The organism is Rhizobium sp. ERR 942, from assembly GCF_007828395.1.
Taxonomy (GTDB): Bacteria; Pseudomonadota; Alphaproteobacteria; order Rhizobiales; family Rhizobiaceae; genus Rhizobium; species Rhizobium dioscoreae.
Window position 1 is genome coordinate 604,931 of the sequence record NZ_VIUA01000003.1, and the last position, 21,157, is coordinate 626,087.

24 protein-coding genes are annotated in these 21,157 nt (G+C 60.2%); 14 read left to right on the forward strand and 10 right to left on the reverse strand.

Annotated elements, in window-relative coordinates; translation table 11 throughout:
* The first annotated feature begins 196 nt into the window (after window positions 1-196).
* The 5 genes from rpsM to FBZ97_RS15605 all read left to right on the forward strand — a co-directional run bounded on the left by rpsM (window position 197) and on the right by FBZ97_RS15605 (window position 3,250).
* Window positions 197-565 carry a 30S ribosomal protein S13 gene (gene rpsM / locus FBZ97_RS15585; RefSeq protein ID WP_004118424.1) on the forward strand — a complete coding sequence of 123 codons (369 nt, stop codon included), beginning with the start codon at window positions 197-199 and terminating at the stop codon, window positions 563-565.
* A gap of 131 nt (window positions 566-696) precedes the next feature.
* Window positions 697-1,086, forward strand: a complete 390-nt coding sequence (gene rpsK, locus FBZ97_RS15590) for a 30S ribosomal protein S11 (RefSeq protein ID WP_004118426.1) — start codon at window positions 697-699, stop codon at window positions 1,084-1,086.
* Between the two features lie 103 nt (window positions 1,087-1,189).
* The gene (locus FBZ97_RS15595; RefSeq protein WP_047634789.1) at window positions 1,190-2,200 is read left to right on the forward strand and encodes a DNA-directed RNA polymerase subunit alpha; all 1,011 of its coding nucleotides are present in this window, start codon (window positions 1,190-1,192) and stop codon (window positions 2,198-2,200) included.
* A gap of 48 nt (window positions 2,201-2,248) precedes the next feature.
* Window positions 2,249-2,671 carry a 50S ribosomal protein L17 gene (gene rplQ / locus FBZ97_RS15600; protein WP_015339614.1) on the forward strand — a complete coding sequence of 141 codons (423 nt, stop codon included), beginning with the start codon at window positions 2,249-2,251 and terminating at the stop codon, window positions 2,669-2,671.
* A gap of 171 nt (window positions 2,672-2,842) precedes the next feature.
* Entirely contained in the window at window positions 2,843-3,250 is a 408-nt protein-coding gene (locus tag FBZ97_RS15605) for a DUF2809 domain-containing protein (protein WP_145320314.1), read from the forward strand.
* A 24-nt stretch (window positions 3,251-3,274) separates the two neighbouring features.
* Here the strand turns inward: FBZ97_RS15605 and FBZ97_RS15610 are convergent, their stop codons facing one another.
* Window positions 3,275-3,793 carry a DinB family protein gene (locus tag FBZ97_RS15610; RefSeq protein ID WP_145320312.1) on the reverse strand — a complete coding sequence of 173 codons (519 nt, stop codon included), beginning with the start codon at window positions 3,791-3,793 and terminating at the stop codon, window positions 3,275-3,277.
* A 69-nt stretch (window positions 3,794-3,862) separates the two neighbouring features.
* Here FBZ97_RS15610 and FBZ97_RS15615 point away from each other — a divergent pair, with 69 nt between their 5' ends.
* The 5 genes from FBZ97_RS15615 (at window position 3,863) to FBZ97_RS15635 (ending at window position 8,286) form a co-directional block, all read left to right on the forward strand.
* Window positions 3,863-4,489: a TetR/AcrR family transcriptional regulator gene (locus FBZ97_RS15615; protein ID WP_145320310.1), complete on the forward strand. Its 627-nt coding sequence runs from the start codon at window positions 3,863-3,865 to the stop codon at window positions 4,487-4,489.
* Window positions 4,490-4,645: 156 nt separating this feature from the next.
* On the forward strand, window positions 4,646-5,116 hold the full coding sequence (locus tag FBZ97_RS15620) for a MarR family transcriptional regulator (protein WP_113352670.1): 471 nt from the start codon (window positions 4,646-4,648) through the stop codon (window positions 5,114-5,116).
* On the forward strand, window positions 5,113-7,185 hold the full coding sequence (locus tag FBZ97_RS15625; RefSeq protein WP_145320308.1) for an FUSC family protein: 2,073 nt from the start codon (window positions 5,113-5,115) through the stop codon (window positions 7,183-7,185). Before FBZ97_RS15620 ends, FBZ97_RS15625 begins: the two co-directional genes overlap by 4 nt.
* Before the next feature lie 4 nt (window positions 7,186-7,189).
* Window positions 7,190-7,399 carry a DUF1656 domain-containing protein gene (locus tag FBZ97_RS15630; protein ID WP_092715835.1) on the forward strand — a complete coding sequence of 70 codons (210 nt, stop codon included), beginning with the start codon at window positions 7,190-7,192 and terminating at the stop codon, window positions 7,397-7,399.
* Window positions 7,396-8,286: an HlyD family secretion protein gene (locus tag FBZ97_RS15635; RefSeq protein WP_113333537.1), complete on the forward strand. Its 891-nt coding sequence runs from the start codon at window positions 7,396-7,398 to the stop codon at window positions 8,284-8,286. Before FBZ97_RS15630 ends, FBZ97_RS15635 begins: the two co-directional genes overlap by 4 nt.
* Window positions 8,287-8,313: 27 nt before the next feature.
* On the opposite strand, the gene msrQ is transcribed toward FBZ97_RS15635, so the two are convergent.
* Window positions 8,314-8,970, reverse strand: coding sequence for a protein-methionine-sulfoxide reductase heme-binding subunit MsrQ (gene msrQ / locus FBZ97_RS15640; RefSeq protein WP_113333536.1), 657 nt, complete (start codon window positions 8,968-8,970; stop codon window positions 8,314-8,316).
* Window positions 8,967-9,917: a protein-methionine-sulfoxide reductase catalytic subunit MsrP gene (gene msrP, locus FBZ97_RS15645; protein ID WP_145320306.1), complete on the reverse strand. Its 951-nt coding sequence runs from the start codon at window positions 9,915-9,917 to the stop codon at window positions 8,967-8,969. The genes msrQ and msrP overlap by 4 nt, the downstream gene beginning before the upstream one ends.
* A gap of 338 nt (window positions 9,918-10,255) precedes the next feature.
* On the opposite strand from msrP, the gene ilvD reads away from it, so the two are divergent.
* Entirely contained in the window at window positions 10,256-12,094 is a 1,839-nt protein-coding gene (gene ilvD / locus FBZ97_RS15650) for a dihydroxy-acid dehydratase (protein WP_113389571.1), read from the forward strand.
* A gap of 194 nt (window positions 12,095-12,288) precedes the next feature.
* Here the strand turns inward: ilvD and FBZ97_RS15655 are convergent, their stop codons facing one another.
* Window positions 12,289-12,636 (reverse strand): hypothetical protein, encoded by a 348-nt coding sequence (locus tag FBZ97_RS15655; RefSeq protein ID WP_113389572.1) that lies wholly within the window; start codon window positions 12,634-12,636, stop codon window positions 12,289-12,291.
* Between the two features lie 174 nt (window positions 12,637-12,810).
* Here FBZ97_RS15655 and FBZ97_RS15660 point away from each other — a divergent pair, with 174 nt between their 5' ends.
* The gene (locus FBZ97_RS15660; protein ID WP_113389573.1) at window positions 12,811-14,214 is read left to right on the forward strand and encodes a DegQ family serine endoprotease; all 1,404 of its coding nucleotides are present in this window, start codon (window positions 12,811-12,813) and stop codon (window positions 14,212-14,214) included.
* Entirely contained in the window at window positions 14,211-15,527 is a 1,317-nt protein-coding gene (locus FBZ97_RS15665; protein ID WP_112341028.1) for a replication-associated recombination protein A, read from the forward strand. The genes FBZ97_RS15660 and FBZ97_RS15665 overlap by 4 nt, the downstream gene beginning before the upstream one ends.
* A 32-nt stretch (window positions 15,528-15,559) precedes the next feature.
* Here the strand turns inward: FBZ97_RS15665 and FBZ97_RS15670 are convergent, their stop codons facing one another.
* The 6 genes from FBZ97_RS15670 to FBZ97_RS15695 form a co-directional block, all read right to left on the reverse strand.
* Window positions 15,560-15,868, reverse strand: coding sequence for a DUF1883 domain-containing protein (locus FBZ97_RS15670; RefSeq protein ID WP_113333532.1), 309 nt, complete (start codon window positions 15,866-15,868; stop codon window positions 15,560-15,562).
* 95 nt (window positions 15,869-15,963) lie between these two features.
* Window positions 15,964-16,233, reverse strand: a complete 270-nt coding sequence (locus FBZ97_RS15675; protein ID WP_113352664.1) for a hypothetical protein — start codon at window positions 16,231-16,233, stop codon at window positions 15,964-15,966.
* A 32-nt stretch (window positions 16,234-16,265) separates the two neighbouring features.
* Window positions 16,266-16,460 (reverse strand): hypothetical protein, encoded by a 195-nt coding sequence (locus FBZ97_RS15680; RefSeq protein ID WP_145651006.1) that lies wholly within the window; start codon window positions 16,458-16,460, stop codon window positions 16,266-16,268.
* A 144-nt stretch (window positions 16,461-16,604) separates the two neighbouring features.
* Entirely contained in the window at window positions 16,605-17,546 is a 942-nt protein-coding gene (gene dapA, locus FBZ97_RS15685) for a 4-hydroxy-tetrahydrodipicolinate synthase (RefSeq protein WP_145320304.1), read from the reverse strand.
* 12 nt (window positions 17,547-17,558) lie between these two features.
* Window positions 17,559-17,786 carry a hypothetical protein gene (locus FBZ97_RS15690; RefSeq protein WP_145320298.1) on the reverse strand — a complete coding sequence of 76 codons (228 nt, stop codon included), beginning with the start codon at window positions 17,784-17,786 and terminating at the stop codon, window positions 17,559-17,561.
* Between the two features lie 180 nt (window positions 17,787-17,966).
* The gene (locus FBZ97_RS15695) at window positions 17,967-18,983 is read right to left on the reverse strand and encodes a 2-dehydropantoate 2-reductase (protein ID WP_145320296.1); all 1,017 of its coding nucleotides are present in this window, start codon (window positions 18,981-18,983) and stop codon (window positions 17,967-17,969) included.
* Between the two features lie 230 nt (window positions 18,984-19,213).
* On the opposite strand from FBZ97_RS15695, the gene FBZ97_RS15700 reads away from it, so the two are divergent.
* Window positions 19,214-21,127: a hypothetical protein gene (locus FBZ97_RS15700; RefSeq protein WP_145320294.1), complete on the forward strand. Its 1,914-nt coding sequence runs from the start codon at window positions 19,214-19,216 to the stop codon at window positions 21,125-21,127.
* Window positions 21,128-21,157 lie beyond the last annotated feature (30 nt).

Consider the following 21,157-nt stretch of genomic DNA (forward strand, 5'->3'; position numbering starts at 1 on the left):
CGGAGCGGTTGCTTTTTTGCGCTGATTCCGCTAAACACCGCGCCAACTCGCGACATGCTATGCGATCGGCGCGGATTTCCAACGGGAAGTCCGAGCACGGTCGTTTTGACATGTGGCGGACACACATCGAACAAGCAGCTCCCGGGCTGCATAACAAGACCTTTGCCAAGGCAAAAGGAATGCAAGGAGAACAGGCGTGGCTCGTATCGCTGGCGTCAACATCCCGACTGCAAAGCGCGTAGTTATTGCGCTTCGTTACATTCACGGGATCGGACCGAAGTTTGCACAGGAAATCTGCGAGAAGGTCGGTATTCCGGCCGAGCGTCGCGTCAACCAGTTGACCGATGCTGAAGTTCTGCAGATCCGCGAAACCATCGACCGTGACTATCAGGTCGAAGGTGATCTGCGTCGCGAAACCGCGATGAACATCAAGCGTCTTATGGACTTGGGTTCTTACCGCGGTCTGCGTCATCGCCGCGGCCTGCCGGTTCGTGGTCAGCGCACGCACACCAATGCCCGCACCCGCAAGGGTCCGGCAAAGGCGATCGCCGGTAAGAAGAAGTAATTTCCGGGCAACCGGATTTGGGAGGCTGGCGGTCCGCCGGCCTCTTTTGAGTTTGAAGCGGTGCTCCATGGGTGTCGCTTCGGTGTAGCCGCTGGGATTACGGCGGTGCAGAGATCCAAGAAAGGACTAACATGGCCAAGGAAGCCGTCCGCGTTCGTCGTCGCGAGCGCAAGAATATCACGTCGGGCGTCGCACACGTCAACTCGACCTTCAACAACACGATGATCACCATCACCGACGCACAGGGCAACGCGATTGCCTGGTCGTCCGCTGGTGCCAAGGGCTTCAAGGGTTCGCGCAAGTCGACCCCGTTCGCCGCCCAGATCGCTGCCGAAGATTGCGCCAAGAAGGCTCAGGAACACGGCATGAAGTCGCTCGAAGTTGAAGTTTGCGGTCCGGGCTCCGGTCGTGAATCCGCTCTGCGCGCGCTCCAGGCTGCTGGTTTCATGATCACGTCCATCCGCGACGTGACCCCGATCCCGCACAATGGTTGCCGCCCGCGCAAGAAGCGTCGCGTCTGATCATCGCCACTCACGACACCGGCCGGGGTAGATGCGCCCGGCTTGGTGTTACTCAAGCTCGGTTGCCACGATTGGATGGTGGCAACGAACGGAAGGCAAAAACATGATTCAGAAAAACTGGCAGGAACTGATCAAGCCCAACAAGGTCGAGTTCACCTCGAGCGGCCGCACCAAGGCAACGCTCGTGGCGGAACCGCTGGAACGTGGCTTTGGTCTCACCCTCGGCAACGCGCTGCGTCGCGTTCTGCTGTCCTCTCTGCGCGGTGCCGCTGTGACGGCCGTGCAGATCGACGGCGTATTGCATGAGTTCTCCTCTATCCCGGGCGTCCGGGAAGACGTGACGGATATCGTGCTGAACATCAAGGAAATCGCCATCAAGATGGACGGCGATGACAGCAAGCGCATGGTCGTCCGCAAGCAGGGCCCAGGCGTCGTAACGGCTGGCGACATCCAGACGGTCGGCGATATCGAAATCCTCAACCCCGAGCATGTCATCTGCACGCTCGACGAGGGCGCCGAAATCCGCATGGAATTCACCGTCAACAACGGCAAGGGCTACGTGCCCGCCGAGCGCAATCGTGCGGAAGACGCTCCGATCGGCCTCATCCCGGTCGACAGCCTCTATTCGCCGGTCAAGAAGGTGTCCTACAAGGTTGAAAATACCCGCGAAGGACAGGTTCTCGACTACGACAAGCTGAGCATGTCGATCGAAACCGACGGTTCGATCAGCGGTGAAGATGCCGTCGCTTTCGCGGCTCGCATCCTCCAGGATCAGCTTGGCGTGTTCGTCAACTTCGACGAGCCGCAGAAGGAAGCCGAAGAAGAAGCAGTCACCGAACTCGCTTTCAACCCGGCGCTCCTCAAGAAGGTGGACGAGCTGGAACTGTCCGTTCGCTCGGCAAATTGCCTGAAGAACGACAACATCGTCTACATCGGCGACCTCATTCAGAAGACCGAAGCAGAAATGCTCCGCACGCCGAATTTTGGTCGCAAGTCGCTGAACGAAATCAAGGAAGTTCTCGCTTCCATGGGCCTGCACCTCGGCATGGAAGTGCCGGCATGGCCGCCCGAGAACATCGAAGATCTCGCCAAGCGCTACGAAGACCAATACTAACCAATCAAACTGCGGGCGAACGATGCCTGCAAGTGAAGGAGAATAGCCATGCGCCACGGTAAAGCCGGCCGCAAGCTGAATAGAACCGCTAGCCATCGTAAGGCGATGTTCGCCAACATGGCGGCTTCGCTCATCACCCATGAGCAGATCGTCACTACGCTTCCAAAGGCGAAGGAAATTCGCCCGATCGTCGAGAAGCTGGTAACGCTCGGCAAGCGTGGCGACCTGCACGCTCGTCGTCAGGCCATCTCGCAGATCCGCGACGCAGCCGTCGTTTCGAAGCTGTTCGACGCGATTGCAACCCGCTACGCCACCCGCAACGGCGGCTACCTACGTATCATGAAGGCCGGCTTCCGCCAGGGCGACAATGCCGCTCTCGCAGTCGTCGAGTTCGTCGATCGCGACGTCAATGCCAAGGGCGCAGCCGACAAGGCTCGCGTTGCCGCTGAAGAAGAAGCCGCAGCCGCTTAAGGCTAAGCTTCGGATCAGAAATTGAAGGCCGGATGAGCGATCATCCGGCCTTTTGCCGTTTCCGCTACGGGAGCGGCCTTTCAATCTCCCTGATTGCTTTGGAGTATCGCAATCAGCCTTGCTGAGTCGCATTCGGCTCAGGTGGCGTTAGAGCAGGGAGCGTCGTGGGACATGCAGCGAAAATTGACGCGTGAGAGACCGCTTCTGTTCCTCGCGCTCTTGGTGACCATCGCCGCCGGTCTTGCATTGCGGCGCTATGGTTACGCGCTCGATCTGCCTTTCGCGATCGTCAAATATGGCGGCTCGACCTTGTGGGGAGCGATGGTCTATTGGCTGTTGGCGACAATATTCGTGTCTTCGGGACGTTTCAGGATTGCCGTGGCGGCGCTGCTCGTCGCGATCGCCGTAGAGTTTTTCAGGCTTTGGCACACGCCTGATCTTGACGCCTTTCGATTGACTGCCGCCGGAGCCCTGTTGCTGGGCAGGGTATTCTCGCTCTGGAATATCGTCGCCTATGCCGCTGGCATCGCGCTGGCGTTGGCGCTCGATTACGCGCTGTCGAAGCCCAAACTGTTGTGAAGAGGCAAAATGCCAGGGTGGGGCTCATTCAGCCGCAGTGGCCAGCCTGCGCGTTGGTTCGCTACGATGAAGATGAACGGCAAGGGTGTCCCAGGGCGGTGTAATGGAAAGCTGCGCCAGAAGCCGACCGATTTCGCCCCTGTGGTAGCCTCCATGCGTGACGACATGGAGGAGCATCTCCCAGCGCGTCATGCAGCCCTTGTCGCCATCCGTGAAGACGAACGGCACTGGAGCTGACAGAAGCTCCGAGTCGACGGTTTCGAGATAGGTCAGATACCATTGATCCGAAGCCGTCAGCGCCGCGCGAAGATCGGGCAGGGATGGCGTCTCCGGCGTATTGTCGTCCGCGTAGCCGTGCTCCCTTCCGGTGAGGTGAGCCGCGAATATGCGGCCGACGACCAGCGAGTGGTTCATCAGGCGTATGGAGAGATGACGTTCCCTGCCGTGGCGATCGGGATCGAGGCGACCGATAGCGTCGAGCAATTCCTCGTTCGCCCAGACCTGATAGCGGAACAGAGTTTGCAGCAATGATATTTCGCTCATGATGAAACACCTTTCGTCATTCGATGAAATGCGAGTAATCTGTTCACATTTTCATGGAATGGGTGCCGCATGTCTACTCGCATTAAGAAACCGCGCTCGCCGATGCGAAAAGAGCCGAGCCAGGCGCGTTCGCGGGCAACGGTCGATGCGATTGTCGAATCGGGTGCTCGCGTTTTAGGGGAGCGCGGATGGGCCGGCTTCACGACCAATACTGTCGCGGCGGTTGCCGGTATCAGCATCGGCTCGCTTTATCAGTATTTCCCTGACAAGCTTTCCTTGGTCGAAGCCGTCAGGCGTCGTCATTTTGATGAGGTCCTTATGGTCATGCGCAAAGCGATGGCCGGCGCACTGCCGTTGCCGCAGCGCGCGGAGGCGCTCGTGCAAGGCATGATCGATGCTCACAATGTAAACCCGGAGCTTCACAGGGTGCTGCTGGATGAGGCGCCGGGCCACGATGGTTCGAGGGTGGCGCACGATGCCTTCCTGGCCGAATATCACGCTCACTACAAAGCTTTCGTTGCCACGCATCGCAATGACCGCAACGGCCCCTCCGACGATGTTCTTGCGCAGCTGCTATCCGGTGCGGTGGAAGGAGTGATCCACAGCGCAGCTCGAAAGCATGTGCTGGGCTCGCCGGAACTGAAGCGGGAGCTCGTCAGAATGATATGTTCCTATCTGAGCAACTCCGATCGATGAAAGACGGGTCGAGTGGCTGGGCCTATCTCCACGCCTGCAATCTCGGCCTCCTTACTGTCTTGGTTATCGCTGAGTGCATAGCTGCTTTCCCATTTGGAATAGCGCTTTCGATAATAATAATTTGAATCCTAATTAGTTTAGTGCTAATAGGTTCTCATGAACTCGTCCAATGCCCTGCAACGCGTATTCACTGCAAACCTGCTGACGACCGGCCGCCAATGGCGGCGGGCGGTCGATCTCGCGCTGAGCTCCCATGGCATATCTGAGGCGGTGGCAGCGCCGCTGCTTTGGATCGGTCGCCTGGGAGGCGGCGTGCGGCAGGTGGTGCTCGCCACTTATGTCGGAATCGAAGGCCCGTCTCTGGTTCGGCTGATCGATCAGCTTGAAAGCATGGATCTTGTCATCCGCAAGGATGATCCGACGGATCGTCGCGCGAAAGGCCTGTGGCTGACGCCGGAAGGGGAGAAGCTGGCCTCCCGCATGGAAGACGTACTTGATGAGCTGCGTGGCAAGATCCTCGCCAATGTCGACCCCGCGGATATCGAAGCCGCGGTTCGCGTCCTGAAGGCTTTCGAGGAGTTTGAGGCATCCAAAGCCGTCGAACCGGAGCCGGAGAAGGTCTCATGAGCATTCCATCCTGGCGCGAGTGGTTATTCTCCGTCAAAGCCTTCATGGCTGCGATTATGGCGCTGTTCATCGCCTTGTCGCTCGATCTGCCGCGGCCCTATTGGGCGATGGCCGCCGTCTATGTGGTCGCCAATCCTCTTGCCGGCGCGACCAGCTCCAAGGGGCTTTACCGCGCGCTCGGCACGCTTATCGGTGCCACCGCATCGGTGATCTTCATCCCGCTCTTCGTCAACGCGCCGGAACTGCTTTCGATCGTTGTCGCGCTGTGGACCGGCACCTTGCTGTTCATCTCGATGCTCGACCGCACGTCGCGCAGCTATGTCTTCATGCTGGCCGGCTATACGTTGCCGCTGATCGCGCTGCCGACCGTCGGCTCGCCCGAAACCATTTTCGATGTCGCGCTTGCCCGCTCTGAGGAAATTCTCATCGGCATCGTCTGTGCGAGCGTGGTTAGCGCCGTCGTCTTTCCGAGCAGCGTCGGCACCGTCCTCGGCCAGCGCATAGGTTCCTGGCTGGACGACGCCGGCACCTGGGCCGACGAGATCCTGCGCGGCGAGGGCGCTTCGCCGGCAACGCCCTTGAAGCGGCAGAAGCTTGCCGCCGACGTTTCCGGCCTAGATCTCGTCATCAGCCAGTTGCGCTATGATGCCGGCAGCCGCGACATCGTCAGGCATTCGCGCGAGCTGCGCGGCCGTCTGCTGATGCTGCTGCCGCTCTTCTCCTCTCTTGCCGATCGCCTGCACGCCTTGAAGGCCGGTGGCAAGCCGCTGCCGCAGGAATTGGTCGTTGTTTTGAACGAGGTGGCCGACTGGCTGGGGCAGGGTGGTCGCGGCAAGGCCGACGAGACCGCTGAGACCTTGTCGCGGAAGATCGAGGAGTTGCAGGAGAACGACCTCGATATCGGCTGGGACGACCTCGTCCGGTCGAGCGCTCTCGCCCGCCTCAAGGAAATTGTCGATTTATGGCAGGATTGCCTGACATTGCGTGCCCAGATCGTATCGGGGCAGCAGGTCGGCACCTGGCGCCCCGCCTTCCGCTACCGCAATGTCGTCGGCCGCAGCAGGCATTATGATTACGCCCTGCTTGCCTTCTCGGCCGGTAGCGTCATCGCCGGAATTGCCGTCGCCTGCTTCTTCTGGATCTATTCCGGCTGGGCGGATGGCGCCGGCTTCATCGCCATGGTGGCCGTTGCCTGCTCGTTTTTCGCCGCGCTCGATCGTCCCGCGCCCTTCATCACCACCATGTTCATCTGGACTGCGGTGAGCCTGGTCATTGCCTGCGTCTATATTTTCGGCGTGTTGCCGTCGATTTCCGGCTTCGAGATGCTGGTGCTGGTCTTTGCGCCGCCCTTCCTGGTGATAGGCATCCTGATTACCCGCCCGCAGACCAACATGCTCGGTATGCTGCTGGCGGTGAACGGCGCAAGTTTCATCGCGCTGCAGGATCGTTACACCGCCGATTTCGCCAGCTTCACCAACAGTGCGATCGCCGCTCTGGCCGGTGTTGGCTTCGCCTTGGTCTGGACTTTGCTTACCCGCCCATTCGGCTCGGAGCTTGCCGCGTGGCGGCTGGTGCGGGCCGGCTGGAGAGATCTGGCCGAAACTGCCGCCGGTATCCGCCGCGCCGATCATGAACGCCTCTCCGGCCGCATCCTCGACCGCCTGGGCCAACTCGTGCCCCGGCTTGCAGGCATCGAGGACCGCGAACTGAAAAAGGTCGACGGTTACGCCGATGTCCGTCTCGGCTTCAACGTGCTGATGCTTCAGAAAGAGCGTGGCCAGCTGAAGCCGGCTGCCGCTGCATCGGTCAGCGAAGTCCTGATCGGCGTATCGGATTTCTATCGTTCGCGGCTGAAGGCAAAACGGGCCGTGGATCCGGCCGAGGAACTGCGTGTGTCGATCGACCATAGCCTCGAAGCCGTCGCACAGGAAAAGCGAGATTCCGGTCGGGCGAGCCTTGATGCGCTCGTCGGCCTTCGCCGGGCGCTCTTCCCCCATGCCGAGCCGCCGGCGAGCTGGCGGCCACCGCTATCCGATACAACTCAACCTCTTCCCATTGCCGCCGAGTAATATCATGCCCGCAGAATTCGATCTTTATGGCGTTTATATCCCGCGCCTTCTCGTTCTCATGCTCCTGACGCTGTTTGTCGTCATTGTCGTTCGACGCCTGCTGGCATGGATCGGAGTCTACACTCTGGTCTGGCATCGCGGTCTTTTCGATCTCGCGCTTTACGTCCTGCTGCTCGGCGCCGTCTCCTCAGTCTCCCGTTGGTATTTCACATGAACGCGTTCAAACTCATCGGCCGTGTGGCCGTCACTCTCATCTTCGTTATTGCCGCCGTCTATGTCGGCCGCCAGCTCTGGGGCCATTACATGGATGAACCATGGACGCGCGATGCACGCCTCAGGGCCGATGTCGTCGGCATCGCCCCCGATGTCTCCGGTCTCGTGAGCGAGGTCCTCGTCAAGGACAACCAGACCGTCAAGAAGGGCGATATCCTCTTCCGCGTCGATCGCGATCGTTTCGCCATCGCGCTTGAACAGGCGGATGCAGCCCTTGCAAGCAGCAAGGCGGCTCTTGAGCAAGCTCAGCGCGAAAGCGCGCGGCAGGCTCGCCTTGGTGATGCCGCCTCCCTGCAGCAGAAGGAGCAGGCGCTGACCACCGTGCAGCAGGATGAGGCTGCCGTTCGTCAGGCGACTGCCAATCGCGAACTCGCCCAGCTCAATCTCGACCGCTCCGAGGTTCGCGCCACCGTCAACGGCACGATCTCGAACCTCAGCCTGCGTCCGGGCGACTATGTTTCCGCCGGGACCGCAAAGGTCGCGCTCATCGACAGCGATTCCCTGCGCGTCGAAGGCTATTTCGAAGAAACCAAGCTGCCGCGCATCCAGATCGGCGACGAAGTTCATATCCACTTGATGGGGCAGGCCGAGAAGCTGACCGGTCATGTCGAGAGCATCGCTTACGGCATCGAGGACCGCGAGCGCACCTCCGGCAGCCTGCTTGCCAATATCACGCCAACCTTCAGCTGGGTACGCCTGGCGCAGCGTGTGCCGGTGCGCATCGCGCTCGACAAGGTACCCGATGGCACGAAGCTCATCGCCGGCCTCACGGCGACCGTCGAAGTGCAGGAACAGGGCCAAGCCAAGATCGCCAGCGCTGCGGAATGACTTCGCTTGAAGGGAGAGCGGCCTCCCTCAGGCCGCTCTGGAGCTAGAGGCCGCAGCTGGCCTACGTGCTGCCCGCCGCCTCTCCATCATGATCGGCCGGTAGGATCTGTATAGGATCATGGCGATCAGCAGGCCGATATAGATGAACTGCTCCACCGAGAGGACCTTAGTTGATAGCGCAAAGTGCAGAGCACCGCAGGCGGCGATGATATAGACGAGGCGATGCAGCCAGATCCATTTCTTGCCGAGACGCTTGATCGAGAAATTGTTCGACGTCACGGCCAAGGCCAGCAGCATGACAAGCCCTGCCATGCCGAACATGATGAAGGGCCGCTTCAATACGTCATCGATGACGGCCTGCACGTCCAACGCCTGATCGAGAACCATATAGACGGTCAGGTGCATCAGCGCGTAGTAGAAGCAGAGCAGACCGAGTGCGCGGCGATAGCGCAGATAGTTCCAGCCGAAGAGATCGCGAAGCGGCGTGACAGCAAGTGTCAGCAGCAGAAAGCGGATCGCCCATAGTCCCAGGAAGAGCTCGAACGTCTTCACCGCGTCGGCGCCGAGCTGATCCGTCGCCCCGAGATAGAACTCCCAGGCGGCCGGTAAAAGTCCGACAAAGTAGAGCGCCCAGACGGAGGCGGGTTGCCAGCGTTTTGGGAGAGCGAAGGAGAGGGCCATCAGAAATTCACCCTGAGATCCATGCCGCTATAGAGGCTGGCAACCTGATCGGCATAGCCGTTGAAGGGCAGGGTGGGGTGACGATTGGAGCCGAAGAAGCCGCCTTCGCCGATGCGCCGTTCCGTCGCCTGGCTCCAGCGCGGATGATCGACAGCCGGATTGACGTTGGCGTAGAAGCCATATTCCTGGCTGTTGGTCGCCTGCCATGTATTCAGCGGCTGCTTGTCGGTGAGCGTGATGCGCACGATCGACTTGATGCCCTTGAAGCCATATTTCCACGGCACGACGAGCCGGATCGGCGCGCCGTTCTGGTTCGGCAGGGTCTCGCCATAGAGGCCGACGGCAAGCAGCGTCAGCGGATTGCGCGCCTCGTCCAGGCGCAGCCCCTCGACATAGGGCCAGTTGAGAGATTGCAGGAGGCCCGATTGCCCCGGCATTTCTTCCGGCCGCACGACAGTCTCGAAGGCCACATATTTGGCGCTGCCCTGCGGCTCCACCTTGTCGAGCAGGGCGGAAAGCTGGAAGCCGTCCCATGGGATCACCATCGACCAGGCTTCGACGCAGCGCATGCGATAGACCCGCTCTTCCGGCGGAAACTCCTTGAGCAGCGCATCGACATCGAACGTGCCGGGCTTGTTGACCATGCCATCGACCTTGACCGTCCAGGGACGCGGCTTGAACTTGCCTGAGAGGCTGGCCGGATCGGACTTGTCGAGGCCGAATTCGTAGAAATTGTTGTAGGTGGTGACGTCCTTGAGCGGCGTCAGCTTCTCATCGACCGTGTAATTGCTCTTGGTCGCCGTCAGGGCTTCGGCCAGCGCCGTCTTGCCGCCGATAGCCGCCACGCCGATACCGGCCGCGGCCGCCGTCAGGAACTCGCGCCGCTTCAGATAGATCGAGCGGGGTGTGATCTCGGAGGATGCGATTTTCGGCGGGCGATAGGCGGTCATGGAGCAATTCCTCTATGCGATAGCAGCTTCGATATGAGCGATACGCAGTGGATGCAGATTTTGTTACACTCTTAGGCCGGCATTTCTTTGGAAGTGAAAGCAACTTTTTGTGTGCGCTTGTGATCGGGCTGTTTCGTTCCCAACTTTGGTCGAGCGACTTGTTTGCCCGGACGTGGCCCTTGCCCGGCAGCGTACCGGATTCGCTTGAGTTGATAGTGACAGTACTGCACGATTGGATTAGGACAATTCCAAAAAGCGGAGTTGCCGGCGCTCTTTGGCCTGAAACCCTTGGCCGATGCCCGACGCCGCACAATTTCCAGGATGACGAGGAAGACACCATGCCAGCTTATCGTTCCAGAACAACCACCCACGGCCGCAACATGGCCGGTGCGCGCGGCCTTTGGCGCGCGACGGGTATGAAGGACAGCGATTTCGGCAAGCCCATTATTGCGGTGGTCAACTCCTTCACTCAGTTCGTGCCCGGCCACGTTCACCTCAAGGATCTCGGCCAGCTGGTCGCGCGCGAAATCGAGGCCGCCGGCGGTGTTGCCAAGGAATTCAACACCATCGCCGTCGACGACGGTATCGCCATGGGCCATGACGGCATGCTCTATTCGCTGCCGTCGCGCGAGCTGATCGCCGACAGCGTCGAATATATGGTCAATGCGCATTGCGCCGACGCCATGGTCTGCATCTCCAACTGCGACAAGATCACCCCCGGCATGCTGATGGCCTCGCTGCGCCTGAATATCCCGACGGTCTTCGTGTCCGGCGGCCCGATGGAGGCCGGCAAGGTCGTCCTGCACGGCAAGAAGCATGCGCTCGATCTGGTCGACGCCATGGTTGCCGCCGCTGACGACAAGATCAGCGACGAAGACGTTCAGGTCATCGAGCGCTCCGCCTGTCCGACCTGCGGCTCGTGCTCGGGCATGTTCACGGCCAATTCGATGAACTGCCTGACCGAAGCGCTCGGCCTGTCGCTGCCGGGCAACGGCTCGACGCTCGCCACCCACGCCGACCGTAAGCGCCTCTTTGTCGAAGCCGGCCATCTGGTCGTCGATCTCGCCCGCCGTTATTACGAGCAGGACGATGCATCGATCCTGCCGCGTTCCGTTGCCTCCAAGCAGGCCTTCGAGAATGCCATGGCGCTCGATATTGCCATGGGTGGCTCGACCAACACGGTTCTGCACATCTTGGCAGCCGCGCATGAGGGCGAAGTCGATTTCACCATGGCTGACATCGATGCGCTGTCGCGCCGTGTTCCCTGCCTCTCAAAGGTTGCGCCGGCAAAGAGCGACGTTCACATGGAAGACGTCCATCGCGCGGGTGGTATCATGTCGATTCTCGGCGAGCTCGATAAGGGCGGTCTCATCAACCGCGATTGCCCGACCGTGCATTCCGAGACCATCGGCGATGCCATCGATCGCTGGGACATCACCCGCACCAACAGCGAAACGGTGCGCGAATTCTTCCGCGCGGCTCCGGGCGGCATTCCGACCCAGGTTGCCTTCAGCCAGAACGCCCGCTGGGAAGAGCTGGACACGGACCGCGAGAAGGGCGTCATCCGCTCCGTCGAGCATCCCTTTTCCAAGGATGGTGGTCTGGCTGTCTTGAAAGGCAACCTGGCGCTCGATGGCTGCATCGTGAAGACGGCCGGCGTCGATGAATCGATCCTGAAGTTCTCCGGCCCGGCCAAGGTCTTCGAAAGCCAGGATGCTGCCGTCAAGGGCATTCTCAGCAATGAGATCAAGGCCGGCGACGTCGTCGTCATCCGCTACGAAGGCCCGAAGGGCGGCCCCGGCATGCAGGAAATGCTCTATCCGACGAGCTATCTGAAGTCCAAGGGTCTCGGCAAGGCCTGCGCGCTCATCACCGACGGCCGCTTCTCCGGCGGCACCTCGGGCCTGTCGATCGGTCACGTTTCTCCGGAAGCAGCCAATGGCGGCACGATCGGCCTCGTGCGCGAAGGCGACATGATCGATATCGACATCCCGAACCGTATCATCAGCCTGCGCGTCGACGACAAGGAACTTGCCGCTCGCCGCGACGCCCAGAATGCTAGGGGTTGGCATCCGGCCGAAGTGCGCAAGCGTAATGTCACCACGGCGCTCAAGGCTTACGCTGCGTTTGCGACCAGTGCGGATCGTGGCGCGGTTCGCGATCTGGGTGGGAAGTAACTAGACCCCTTCGCCCCGCACAGCGGGGAGAAGGTGGACTCGAACGGTCGAGCATAGCTCGGCCGCGAGAGGACGGATGAGGGGCTTTTCGAGCTTTATCGCAGCGGCGGAGTTTGGCTGTCGCTGCGCTTGCCCCTCTCCCCGCAGGAGGGGACTTGTTGGGGCAAGCCTCTAAATCACAGCAAATCAAACTCTTACAGCGGCCGATTGATCTGCTTGTAGGTGTCGTTCAGCACCTTCAGGCGCTCCTCATAGGACGCCTTCAAGCAGGCGACATCTGCCTCACAAGCCTGCCGCTTCTTCAGCCATTCCGTCTGCTGGTCCTGCATCGTGCCCCGTGCACCCATGGCGAGGAGGCCCGAGAGCAGGTCGAAGGTCGTCACCATCTTCACATCGGCATCGTTAAGGGCACGAACGTCGCATATCGTCTTCTCGTCCGGCTTCAGGTTCTGCGCCTCGCAATCGAAACTGGCAGCACGGGAAGTGCCGGCCATGCTGAGCGAGGCGAGGAAAGCGGCGGCGGCAAGATGGATCAATCGCATTTGTGGCTCCCTTTTAACGATTCCCAACGCGAAATGCATCACAGCATGTTTTTGTTCGGCGAGCCTGTTTTTTATCACAGGAAACTTCCATTTATGCTTCATGGTTCCGCCCTCTTTTCTTTCTAGCGTCGGGCGCTACAACGTTGTTTAAAGAGAATTAAAAAGGGAAATTTCATGCACCTCCTCCTGAAGCGCACTGCCGTTTCGATGATTGCCCTCGTCATGGCGATGCCGCTTTCCGCTGAGGCTCAGACAGCGAAGACGCTGCCGCAAAGCCAGACGCAGATGCAGCTCTCCTTCGCCCCGCTGGTCAAGCAGACGTCCGGCGCCGTGGTGAATGTCTATGCCGAGCGTGTGGTGCAGCGTCAGTCTCCATTTGCCGGCGACCCGTTCTTCGAACAGTTCTTCGGACAGCGCATGCCGAATCGCACCGAGAAGCAGTCTTCGCTCGGTTCCGGCGTCATCGTGGAGGCGAATGGTACCGTCATCACCAATAACCACGTTGTCGACGGCGCTGACGACATCAAGATCGCGCTTTCGGACGGCCGCGAATTTCCCTGCAAGGTCGTGCTGAAGGACGATCGTGTGGACCTCGCCGTCCTGAAGATCCAGTCGAAGAACGAGACTTTCCCGGTTCTGCCGCTCGGCAATTCCGATGGCATCGAGGTCGGCGATCTCGTTCTCGCGATCGGCAATCCCTTCGGCGTGGGACAGACGGTAACGAGCGGCATCGTTTCGGCGCTTGCCCGCAATCAGGTCAAGAACGAGGTCGGCTTCTTCATTCAGACCGACGCTTCGATCAACCCCGGCAATTCGGGCGGCGCGCTCGTCAACATGACCGGCGAGCTGATCGGGCTGAATACGGCGATCTTCTCCCAGGGCGGCGGCTCCAACGGTATCGGCTTCGCCATCCCCGCCAATCTGGTCAAGGTCTTCCTCGCCGCCGCCGATCGTGGCGACAAGTCTTTCGAGCGGCCCTATATCGGCGCCTCCTTCGAGCCGGTGACATCCGATGTTGCCGAAGCACTCGGCCTTGACAAGGTGCGCGGTGCGCTGGTGACCAAGGTCGTCGATGGCGGTCCGGCGGCCAAGGCGGGCCTGAAGCCCGGTGAGGTGATCACGGCGCTGAATAACATCTCCATCGAGCATCCCGATGCGCTAGGCTATCGCCTGACGACGGCTGGCCTTGGTGCGACAGTGGCATTGACGGTGCTCGACAATGGGAAGGAGCATCAGGCCACGATGACGCTCGCCGCCGCTCCCGAATCCACGCCGCGCGACGAGCGGGTGATCGAGGGTAACAATCCTTTCTCCGGCGCGACCGTTGCCAATCTTTCGCCGCGCGTTGCCGATGACCTGCATATGCCGCCGGATTCCACGGGTGTCGTCATCGAAAGCCTGAAGCCGAATTCGCCGGCCGACCGGCTTGGATTTGCCGCCCGCGACATCGTCATTTCCATCAACGGGGTCGCGATCAACACGACGGAAATCCTTCAGAAGACCGTCACGTCGAACCCCAGCTTCTGGCGCGTCGAGATCGAGCGCGACGGCCAGCGTATCAGGCAGTTCTTCCGATGAGCGATGACCTGTTTGCACCGCGGATACCGGAGGAGGTCGCCAATAAGCGGCCTCTCGCCGACCGTCTGCGGCCGCAAACATTGGCCGAAGTCACCGGTCAGGCACATCTGACGGGCGAGGACGGCGTATTGCGCCGGATGATCGAGGCGGGCTCGCTGGGATCGATGATCTTCTGGGGGCCGCCAGGCACCGGCAAGACGACCGTTGCAAGACTGCTTTCGGGCGAGGCGGGTCTCGCCTTCGAGCAAATCTCGGCAATTTTCTCCGGTGTCGCCGATCTGAAGAAGGTGTTCGAGGCGGCAAGGTTGCGGCGAATGGATGGCCGCCAGACCCTGCTGTTTGTTGACGAGATCCATCGCTTCAATCGCGCCCAACAGGATAGCTTCTTGCCCGTTATGGAAGACGGCACCGTCATTCTCGTTGGCGCAACCACGGAAAATCCATCCTTCGAACTCAACGCCGCTCTTCTTTCCCGGGCCCGCGTTCTGACATTCCGTTCGCATGATGAGGAAAGCCTGGAAGAACTGCTGCGCCGCGCCGAAACGGTGGAAGGCAAGCCGCTGCCGCTGACGGAGGATGCTCGCGCCAGCCTGATCCGCATGGCCGACGGCGATGGCCGCTCGGTGCTGACGCTGGCGGAAGAAGTCTGGCGTGCTGCCCGCAAGGACGAGCTTTTTGATCCCGACATGCTGGTCAAAATTGTCCAGCGCCGCGCGCCCGTCTATGACAAGGCGCAGGACGGTCACTACAATCTGATATCGGCGTTGCATAAATCTGTCCGCGGTTCCGACCCCGATGCCGCTCTCTACTATCTCGCCCGTATGTTCGATGCCGGCGAGGATCCGCTCTATCTTGGACGCCGACTGGTGCGCATGGCGGTGGAGGATATCGGTCTTGCCGATCCGCAGGCGCTTGTCATCTGTAATGCTGCTAAGGACGCCTATGATTATCTGGGGTCGCCGGAAGGTGAGCTGGCGCTGGCCCAGGCCTGCGTCTATCTCGCTACCGCCCCGAAATCCAATGCCGTCTACACGGCCTTCAAGGCCGCGACCCAGGCCGCCAAGCAGAACGGCTCGCTTCTACCGCCCAAGCACATTCTGAATGCACCGACCAAGCTGATGCGTACCGAAGGCTATGGCGATGGTTATCGCTACGATCACGACGAGCCAGATGCCTTTTCAGGCCAGAATTACTTTCCGGAGAAGATGGGTCGCCAGACCTTCTACGATCCGCCGGAGCGGGGTTTCGAGCGTGAGATCCGCAAGCGGCTGGACTGGTGGTCGAAGCTGCGCAAGGAACGCGGTGAACGCTAGTCCATATATCACCTGACGGTGACGGATTGCCGCTATGCTTTTTGCATGCGTGGAACGGTTACCCTGTCCACCATTTTGACGCTCGATTCCGCCAGGCTCTTATGACCTTCCATATCGACCACCAGATGCCAATGGCCGGCCTCCGGAATGACCAGCCGTATCGGCGATTTCTTGGCGACACCGCCGAGAAACTGATGCTTCAGCGTTTCGGTGAAGCGCTCGAAATTCGAGCCGTTCATCAGCCTGACATTGGCAACGGCCGAGAGCGTGATTTCGATCACCGTTCCGGCGCGCTGTTCCCCGAGATCGTAGTGGCTGTAGCGGAAGGCAGGCTTCGACATGGCTTTCTGTTCTTTGGATATCTGGCCGAAAGCTTACCTAAGGGCGGTTAAGGAAGCGTTGGGCGAGATGCTGTCGAAGCCTGCCAAGGGTCAATTCAGTGCAGATTGGAAGCGGCTTGGACGAAGCTGTCCAGATCGAGGACAGCACCTTCGGGCGCCAGGCAGATATCAGCCGGATTGTGGTTGCATTCTTCAGCTGCGAAGTGCAGGGCGGCTGCTTCATTGCGGAACAGGCCGCCGACAAGGCCTTGCCGGTCCTGAACGATCCAGCTGCCGCGGCGGTCGCGGCCGATGATGAAGCGGGCCGGAGCCGGGGAAATCGTGCTGTGAGCCGAGCGCCGCTGAATATGCTGTGCGTTTGCCATTGTTATTTCCTCTTGGATCTCTTCGATTTTACTCAGTGTCCGGTCAGATACAGCGCCATTTGCAGAGCGGCAGCGATCAGAAGGACAAGTCCGAGGCGCGGAGCGACGGAGCGAATTCCGTCCAGCAATGCGTCCGAAGAGAAGAGCCGCTCGTTGCGCGCAAACACGGCGGCACGAGGGCGTTGGAGAGGGTCGGCGGATAGGCCGACATGCCTGTAGCGTGACATCATAGTTCCTTTCAGTGCCACCAGCACCATGGGTCCGATAAGACCATTTCCGGTGCTACGCTGTTGAATCTATGGGGGAGTTGCTAGGTTTTCCATTTGCCTGAAGCGGCAAAAATATAAAAATCTCATAGGGATGCGGCGATTTCACAATCCCAGGCGATAGCCATGACGCGAGGCGAACCGGCCGCTGCCGTCGAGTTGAAACGGGGTGATTGCCGCCTGGATGGCCGCAGCCGTCTCTGTGCCGACGCGGACCAATGGCAGGCGAACTTCCGCCTCGATATCTCTCACCAGTGACAGGGCGTGCTTGACCGTCGCCGGCTCGCTTTCGCGGGCGAGCGCGCTGAACAATGGCTGCAACCGCTCGTCGATGGATTGTGCCGCGCCGACATTGCCGCAGGCAGCCGAATGTTGCATCGATTGAAAGAGCCGCGGAACGATATTGGCCGCACCCGAGAAGCAGCCATGACCGCCCGCAGCCGTAAAGCCGAGTGCGCTGGCGTCATTCGAGGTAAACAGGCCGAACCGCTCCGGCAGAAGGGGGCGCCAGAGGTCGACGCGCGAGATGTCGCTGCTGCCGTCGGCGATCCCGATAATCCCTCGAATTTCGGCGAGCCGCGCGACGGTTGCGGGAGCGAGATCGACTGCGGTATGCGATGGCTGGTTATGCACGATGATGGGCAGCTCGGTCTGCGCCGTCAGCTGCTCGAAATGATGGATGATCCCCTTCTGCGTCGGCTTGGAATAATAGGGGACCGTCACGAAGGCCGCATCGGCGCCAAGGCGCTGTGCCTGTATCGTTTCCTCCAGGGTCGTCTTCGTGTCGTTGGTTCCGGTCGCGACGATGATGGGCACCTTGTCTTCCGAAAGCTCGATGCAGATTTCGATGGCACGAATGCGCTCGGCCTCAGTCAACGTCGGGCCTTCGCCAATCAGCGAACAGACGAGAAGCCCATCGATCCCGCTTAGCAGCTGCCACTCGATATGGGCCATCATGTCGATGCCATCGAAAACGCCGTCGCGGAAAGGCGTCACAAGCGCGGTGATCGCACCGCCGATGCGCCTTTGAAAAATCGGTCTAGTCATTTCTGTGAGATCTCAGAGGTAATGCAGCACGATGTACAGCTCGAGGGCGCCGAGCAGCAGCCCGAAGGCGAACATCGCCTGAAAGGTGCGCTTTTCCCGGACCTGGCGCGAATGAAGCGGGCGCTTGCGTGATCTTTTCGTTGTTGCTGCCGATGCAGTAACACGATGATGCTTCTCGTCGCTGTTGTGAACGAGGACGCGGATGGATTCCGTAAGATTGGGGGCGTGCATGTCGAGCATGGGATTGTCTCCATATTCCACCGTAAGCGTAACGCCGGCTCCCATAGGAAATCCATTCGGGGCCAAGGACGAAGGCGTAAGTGAAATATAAAGAACCGACATGCTCGGAGTTCCTCCGGAGACTGGCCTGTGGACCGCTGCCGGAGCATCGAAGAATTATCTGGTGTAGTCTGCCGCCGCTTACTCGGCGCCTTGCCGGTTCTTGCGGTCGAGCTGCGTCACCAGCGCCAGGATCGTCGCCGAGACCGGAGTCGGCACATTTACGAGCTTGCCGAGCGAAACGACGACACCGACGAGAGGCGTGATTTCCAGCGCCTTGCCGGCAAGCAGATCCTGCAGCATCGAGGTGCGCACAGGGCCGATCTGACGGGAACGCTCAAGACGTTCCTCCACGGACATGGCGATGTTCGATCCCAAAGCCTCGGCAACGGCTTTTACCTCGCTCATCACCTGGCCGACCATGGTCGCAAGCGCGGGATCGTCCATGATATCGGACATCGAACCCCGGGTGAGCGCGCTGATCGGATTGAAAGCGGCGTTGCCCATGAGCTTGCTCCAGATATCGTCGCGGATGCGCGAGGAAATCGAGACATTGACGCCGGCCCGCTGCAGCAGTGCTGCGATGGCTTCGATATCGCCCGTCGTCTCGCCGGAAGGTTCGCCAAGAATAAAATGTCCGTTGTTGGCGAGCTTGACCTCGCCGGGTGCGACGACTTCCGCTCCCTGATAGGCAACGCAGCCGATGACGCGCTCCGGCCCGATCAGGCGCCAGAGATCGCCGTTCGGATCGAGCTCTTCCATCTGGTACTCGGCATGGCCGCTTTGACGGTCCCGGTGGAAATACCACCATGGAACGCCGTTGAGGATCATGACGACGCGGGTGCCCGAATGCAGCAGTTTCGCAATGCCGGGGACAGCTGCCGCAAGCTGATGGCCTTTGAGGCCGGTGATGACAAGATCCTGCGGCGGAAGTTCGCCAGCATCGGCCGTTGCGGTCATCTGCGCGACGAGGGGACTATCCGCATCCGCCTCCCACAGGCTTATGCCGCCTGCGCGAATGGCCTCCAGATGGGCTCCGCGCGCTACGACGGAAATCCTGGTCTGCGCTTCTTTGGCGGAGGCGAGCTTGGCCGCGATCGCCCCGCCGAGTGCGCCGGCGCCGTAGACACAGATGTTCTTGAAGGGAGAGGGCGTCATGATTTGATGCTCCGAAAGAAGTCGCATGCTCTGCCAAGATATGGCGAGCCCGTGATTCAGCGAGTGGTTTATCAGATTGTCGGCAATTGGAATTGAAAATCGCCAGACCTTCCGACACACTACAGCCTTATCGAAATTTCACCATACTCGTCCGAGCGCGAATGGGGTTAACAGGTAAAGGAAATACCTTCTCAGCCGTCGCTGCTTCACCCGGATTTTGTGAACAGATTATGTTTTCACTCCATACATTTGGCGGTTTGAAGCTTTTGGACGGCGATGGTCACGAGGTCGCCTTTCCCGAAAAGGGTCTGTTGATCCTGGTCTATCTGATGCTGGAGCCAACGTCGCGCGCGTCGCGCAGCGCGATCGCCCGGTTTTTGTGGGGAGACGACAATGGCAGTGCGCAGGTCAATCTGCGCAAGCTGGTTTCGCGTGTCAGGGTTCGTCAGGAAGCACTCGGGAGATCATTTCTGCGTTTCAGCGAGACAGCCGTCGAACTCGACGCGCCTCCAACCACCTCCGATCTCTGGTTCGCGCGCACGGATGATGGCAGACCGATCTTTGTAAGATTGCAATCGCTGGTGAGGACGCTCGCGGCGGAGTTCCTGCAGGGTACAGATTGCCAGAGCGCGGTTTTCTTTCATTGGCGGGAGGCGCAAAGCGGCAGGCATCTGTCGGCACTGAAGGCGGCGCTGAATGCCGCTGCCGTCGAAGCCAATGGTATGGCGGATGTCGCTCTGGTGAGAGAGGCGGCACTCCTGGTCTTTGGTATAGATCCCGAAGATCGCGATATTCATCGCATCCTGTTGCGGATATTCGATGCGGAAGGTGAGGTGGAGCACTTCAGGCAGATTTTCGCGCAGCGTGCCGCGCTGCTGGCCTCATGGTCGGCGCAGCGGGATTATGCTTCGGAAATTCGAGCCGGGGATGCCCACCATGAACGGATTTCAGCTGCGCGAGCGAGGGTGAAGATACCCCTCCTGCTCCTGCCTTCCACGGAGGGTCAAGGGAAAGATTATGATGCCTCATCCCTCGTGAACGATATCACAATCGGTTTCTGCGCGCTGGACAGTCTTCAGATTGCGGATCGTTACACGGCGGTCCGGGTTGGCAGGGCTGGGGAACGTGCCGTTGCAACTTTCGACCAATGGGATCGCTCCTACCTTCTCGAGATGCGGCTTAGCCTTCGCGACAACGGATCGCTGCTGTTTTCACAACTGGTCGACGCCGCAAGCGATGAAATCATCTGGGCCGAGCGCACCAGCCTCGGACAATCCTCGCCCGAAGAGCGGAGACAGGCGGTCGCACGTCATATCGTGCTGTCGCTTGCAGGGCAGATCGAAAGGCGGGAGATGATGAGGTCGCATTTCGAGGAAAATCCAGCGGCCTATCAGCGCTATCTCGCCGGCAAGCGTTACATCGAGCGCCTCTCCGTACCCGATCTGCAGAGGGCGCGTGGGGAGCTTGAGATGGCGCTGCGCATCGGCGGCCACTTCGCGCCTGCCTTGAGCTCAATGGCCCGCACCTACTCCAAAGAATGGGTACTGACCTTCGGTGGCGATGCGGCCTTGCTGGACGAGGCGGAAAGCTATGCGATGCAGGCCATCGCAGCGCGGCGCGATATTGCCGACGGCTATCGCGAGCTTGGCATGACGAAGGTCTTCCGGAAGGCGAGTGAGGAGAGCATCGAGGCCTTGAAACTGGCTGAAGCCCTTAATCCGGGCCATGCCGGCATCATTGCCGACCATGCCGAGGCTTTGCTTCATGCGTCCCGGCCGGATCTGGCGCTGACGAAGATTGAAAGCGCTATGGCGCTCAATCCGGTAAGCCCCGATACCTATCTTTGGACTGCTTCCGTGGCGAGCTATACGCTCGGTCGCTTCGAAGCTGCCCTCGATTATATCGGCCGAATGGCGAATGCACGCCTGGCGGACAGGATTTCCGCGGCCAGCTGGGCGATGCTCGGGCATGAGGAAAAGGCAGGCTTTTTCGTTCGGCGCGTCCAAAGAACCAGCCCGGATTTCGATGTGGATCGATGGCTTTCCGTCGTGCCGTTCAAGGAGCAATGGCAGCGTGACATCTATCGGGAAGGGCTGCGCCGAGCAGGTTTCTGGAAGGCAATCCCGAACGTGACCATGGCATAGCAGCAGTCCGCCATCGGGTAAAAGTGTCGT

Bases quoted from the DNA above. Each gene is read 5' to 3' on its own strand.
- FBZ97_RS15675 (WP_113352664.1), bottom strand. From the start codon at position 16,233: ATGGCAAACGCACAGCATATTCAGCGGCGCTCGGCTCACAGCACGATT.
- FBZ97_RS15605 (WP_145320314.1), top strand. From the start codon at position 2,843: ATGCAGCGAAAATTGACGCGTGAGAGACCGCTTCTGTTCCTCGCGCTC.
- FBZ97_RS15615 (WP_145320310.1), top strand. From the start codon at position 3,863: ATGTCTACTCGCATTAAGAAACCGCGCTCGCCGATGCGAAAAGAGCCG.
- FBZ97_RS15635 (WP_113333537.1), top strand. From the start codon at position 7,396: ATGAACGCGTTCAAACTCATCGGCCGTGTGGCCGTCACTCTCATCTTC.
- FBZ97_RS15670 (WP_113333532.1), bottom strand. From the start codon at position 15,868: ATGTCGAAGCCTGCCTTCCGCTACAGCCACTACGATCTCGGGGAACAG.
- FBZ97_RS15665 (WP_112341028.1), top strand. From the start codon at position 14,211: ATGAGCGATGACCTGTTTGCACCGCGGATACCGGAGGAGGTCGCCAAT.
- dapA (WP_145320304.1), bottom strand. From the start codon at position 17,546: ATGACTAGACCGATTTTTCAAAGGCGCATCGGCGGTGCGATCACCGCG.
- FBZ97_RS15595 (WP_047634789.1), top strand. From the start codon at position 1,190: ATGATTCAGAAAAACTGGCAGGAACTGATCAAGCCCAACAAGGTCGAG.
- FBZ97_RS15680 (WP_145651006.1), bottom strand. From the start codon at position 16,460: ATGTCACGCTACAGGCATGTCGGCCTATCCGCCGACCCTCTCCAACGC.
- FBZ97_RS15700 (WP_145320294.1), top strand. From the start codon at position 19,214: ATGTTTTCACTCCATACATTTGGCGGTTTGAAGCTTTTGGACGGCGAT.
- FBZ97_RS15660 (WP_113389573.1), top strand. From the start codon at position 12,811: ATGCACCTCCTCCTGAAGCGCACTGCCGTTTCGATGATTGCCCTCGTC.
- FBZ97_RS15690 (WP_145320298.1), bottom strand. From the start codon at position 17,786: ATGCTCGACATGCACGCCCCCAATCTTACGGAATCCATCCGCGTCCTC.
- FBZ97_RS15695 (WP_145320296.1), bottom strand. From the start codon at position 18,983: ATGACGCCCTCTCCCTTCAAGAACATCTGTGTCTACGGCGCCGGCGCA.
- rpsK (WP_004118426.1), top strand. From the start codon at position 697: ATGGCCAAGGAAGCCGTCCGCGTTCGTCGTCGCGAGCGCAAGAATATC.
- ilvD (WP_113389571.1), top strand. From the start codon at position 10,256: ATGCCAGCTTATCGTTCCAGAACAACCACCCACGGCCGCAACATGGCC.
- FBZ97_RS15625 (WP_145320308.1), top strand. From the start codon at position 5,113: ATGAGCATTCCATCCTGGCGCGAGTGGTTATTCTCCGTCAAAGCCTTC.
- rplQ (WP_015339614.1), top strand. From the start codon at position 2,249: ATGCGCCACGGTAAAGCCGGCCGCAAGCTGAATAGAACCGCTAGCCAT.
- FBZ97_RS15620 (WP_113352670.1), top strand. From the start codon at position 4,646: ATGAACTCGTCCAATGCCCTGCAACGCGTATTCACTGCAAACCTGCTG.
- msrP (WP_145320306.1), bottom strand. From the start codon at position 9,917: ATGACCGCCTATCGCCCGCCGAAAATCGCATCCTCCGAGATCACACCC.
- FBZ97_RS15655 (WP_113389572.1), bottom strand. From the start codon at position 12,636: ATGCGATTGATCCATCTTGCCGCCGCCGCTTTCCTCGCCTCGCTCAGC.
- FBZ97_RS15610 (WP_145320312.1), bottom strand. From the start codon at position 3,793: ATGAGCGAAATATCATTGCTGCAAACTCTGTTCCGCTATCAGGTCTGG.
- FBZ97_RS15630 (WP_092715835.1), top strand. From the start codon at position 7,190: ATGCCCGCAGAATTCGATCTTTATGGCGTTTATATCCCGCGCCTTCTC.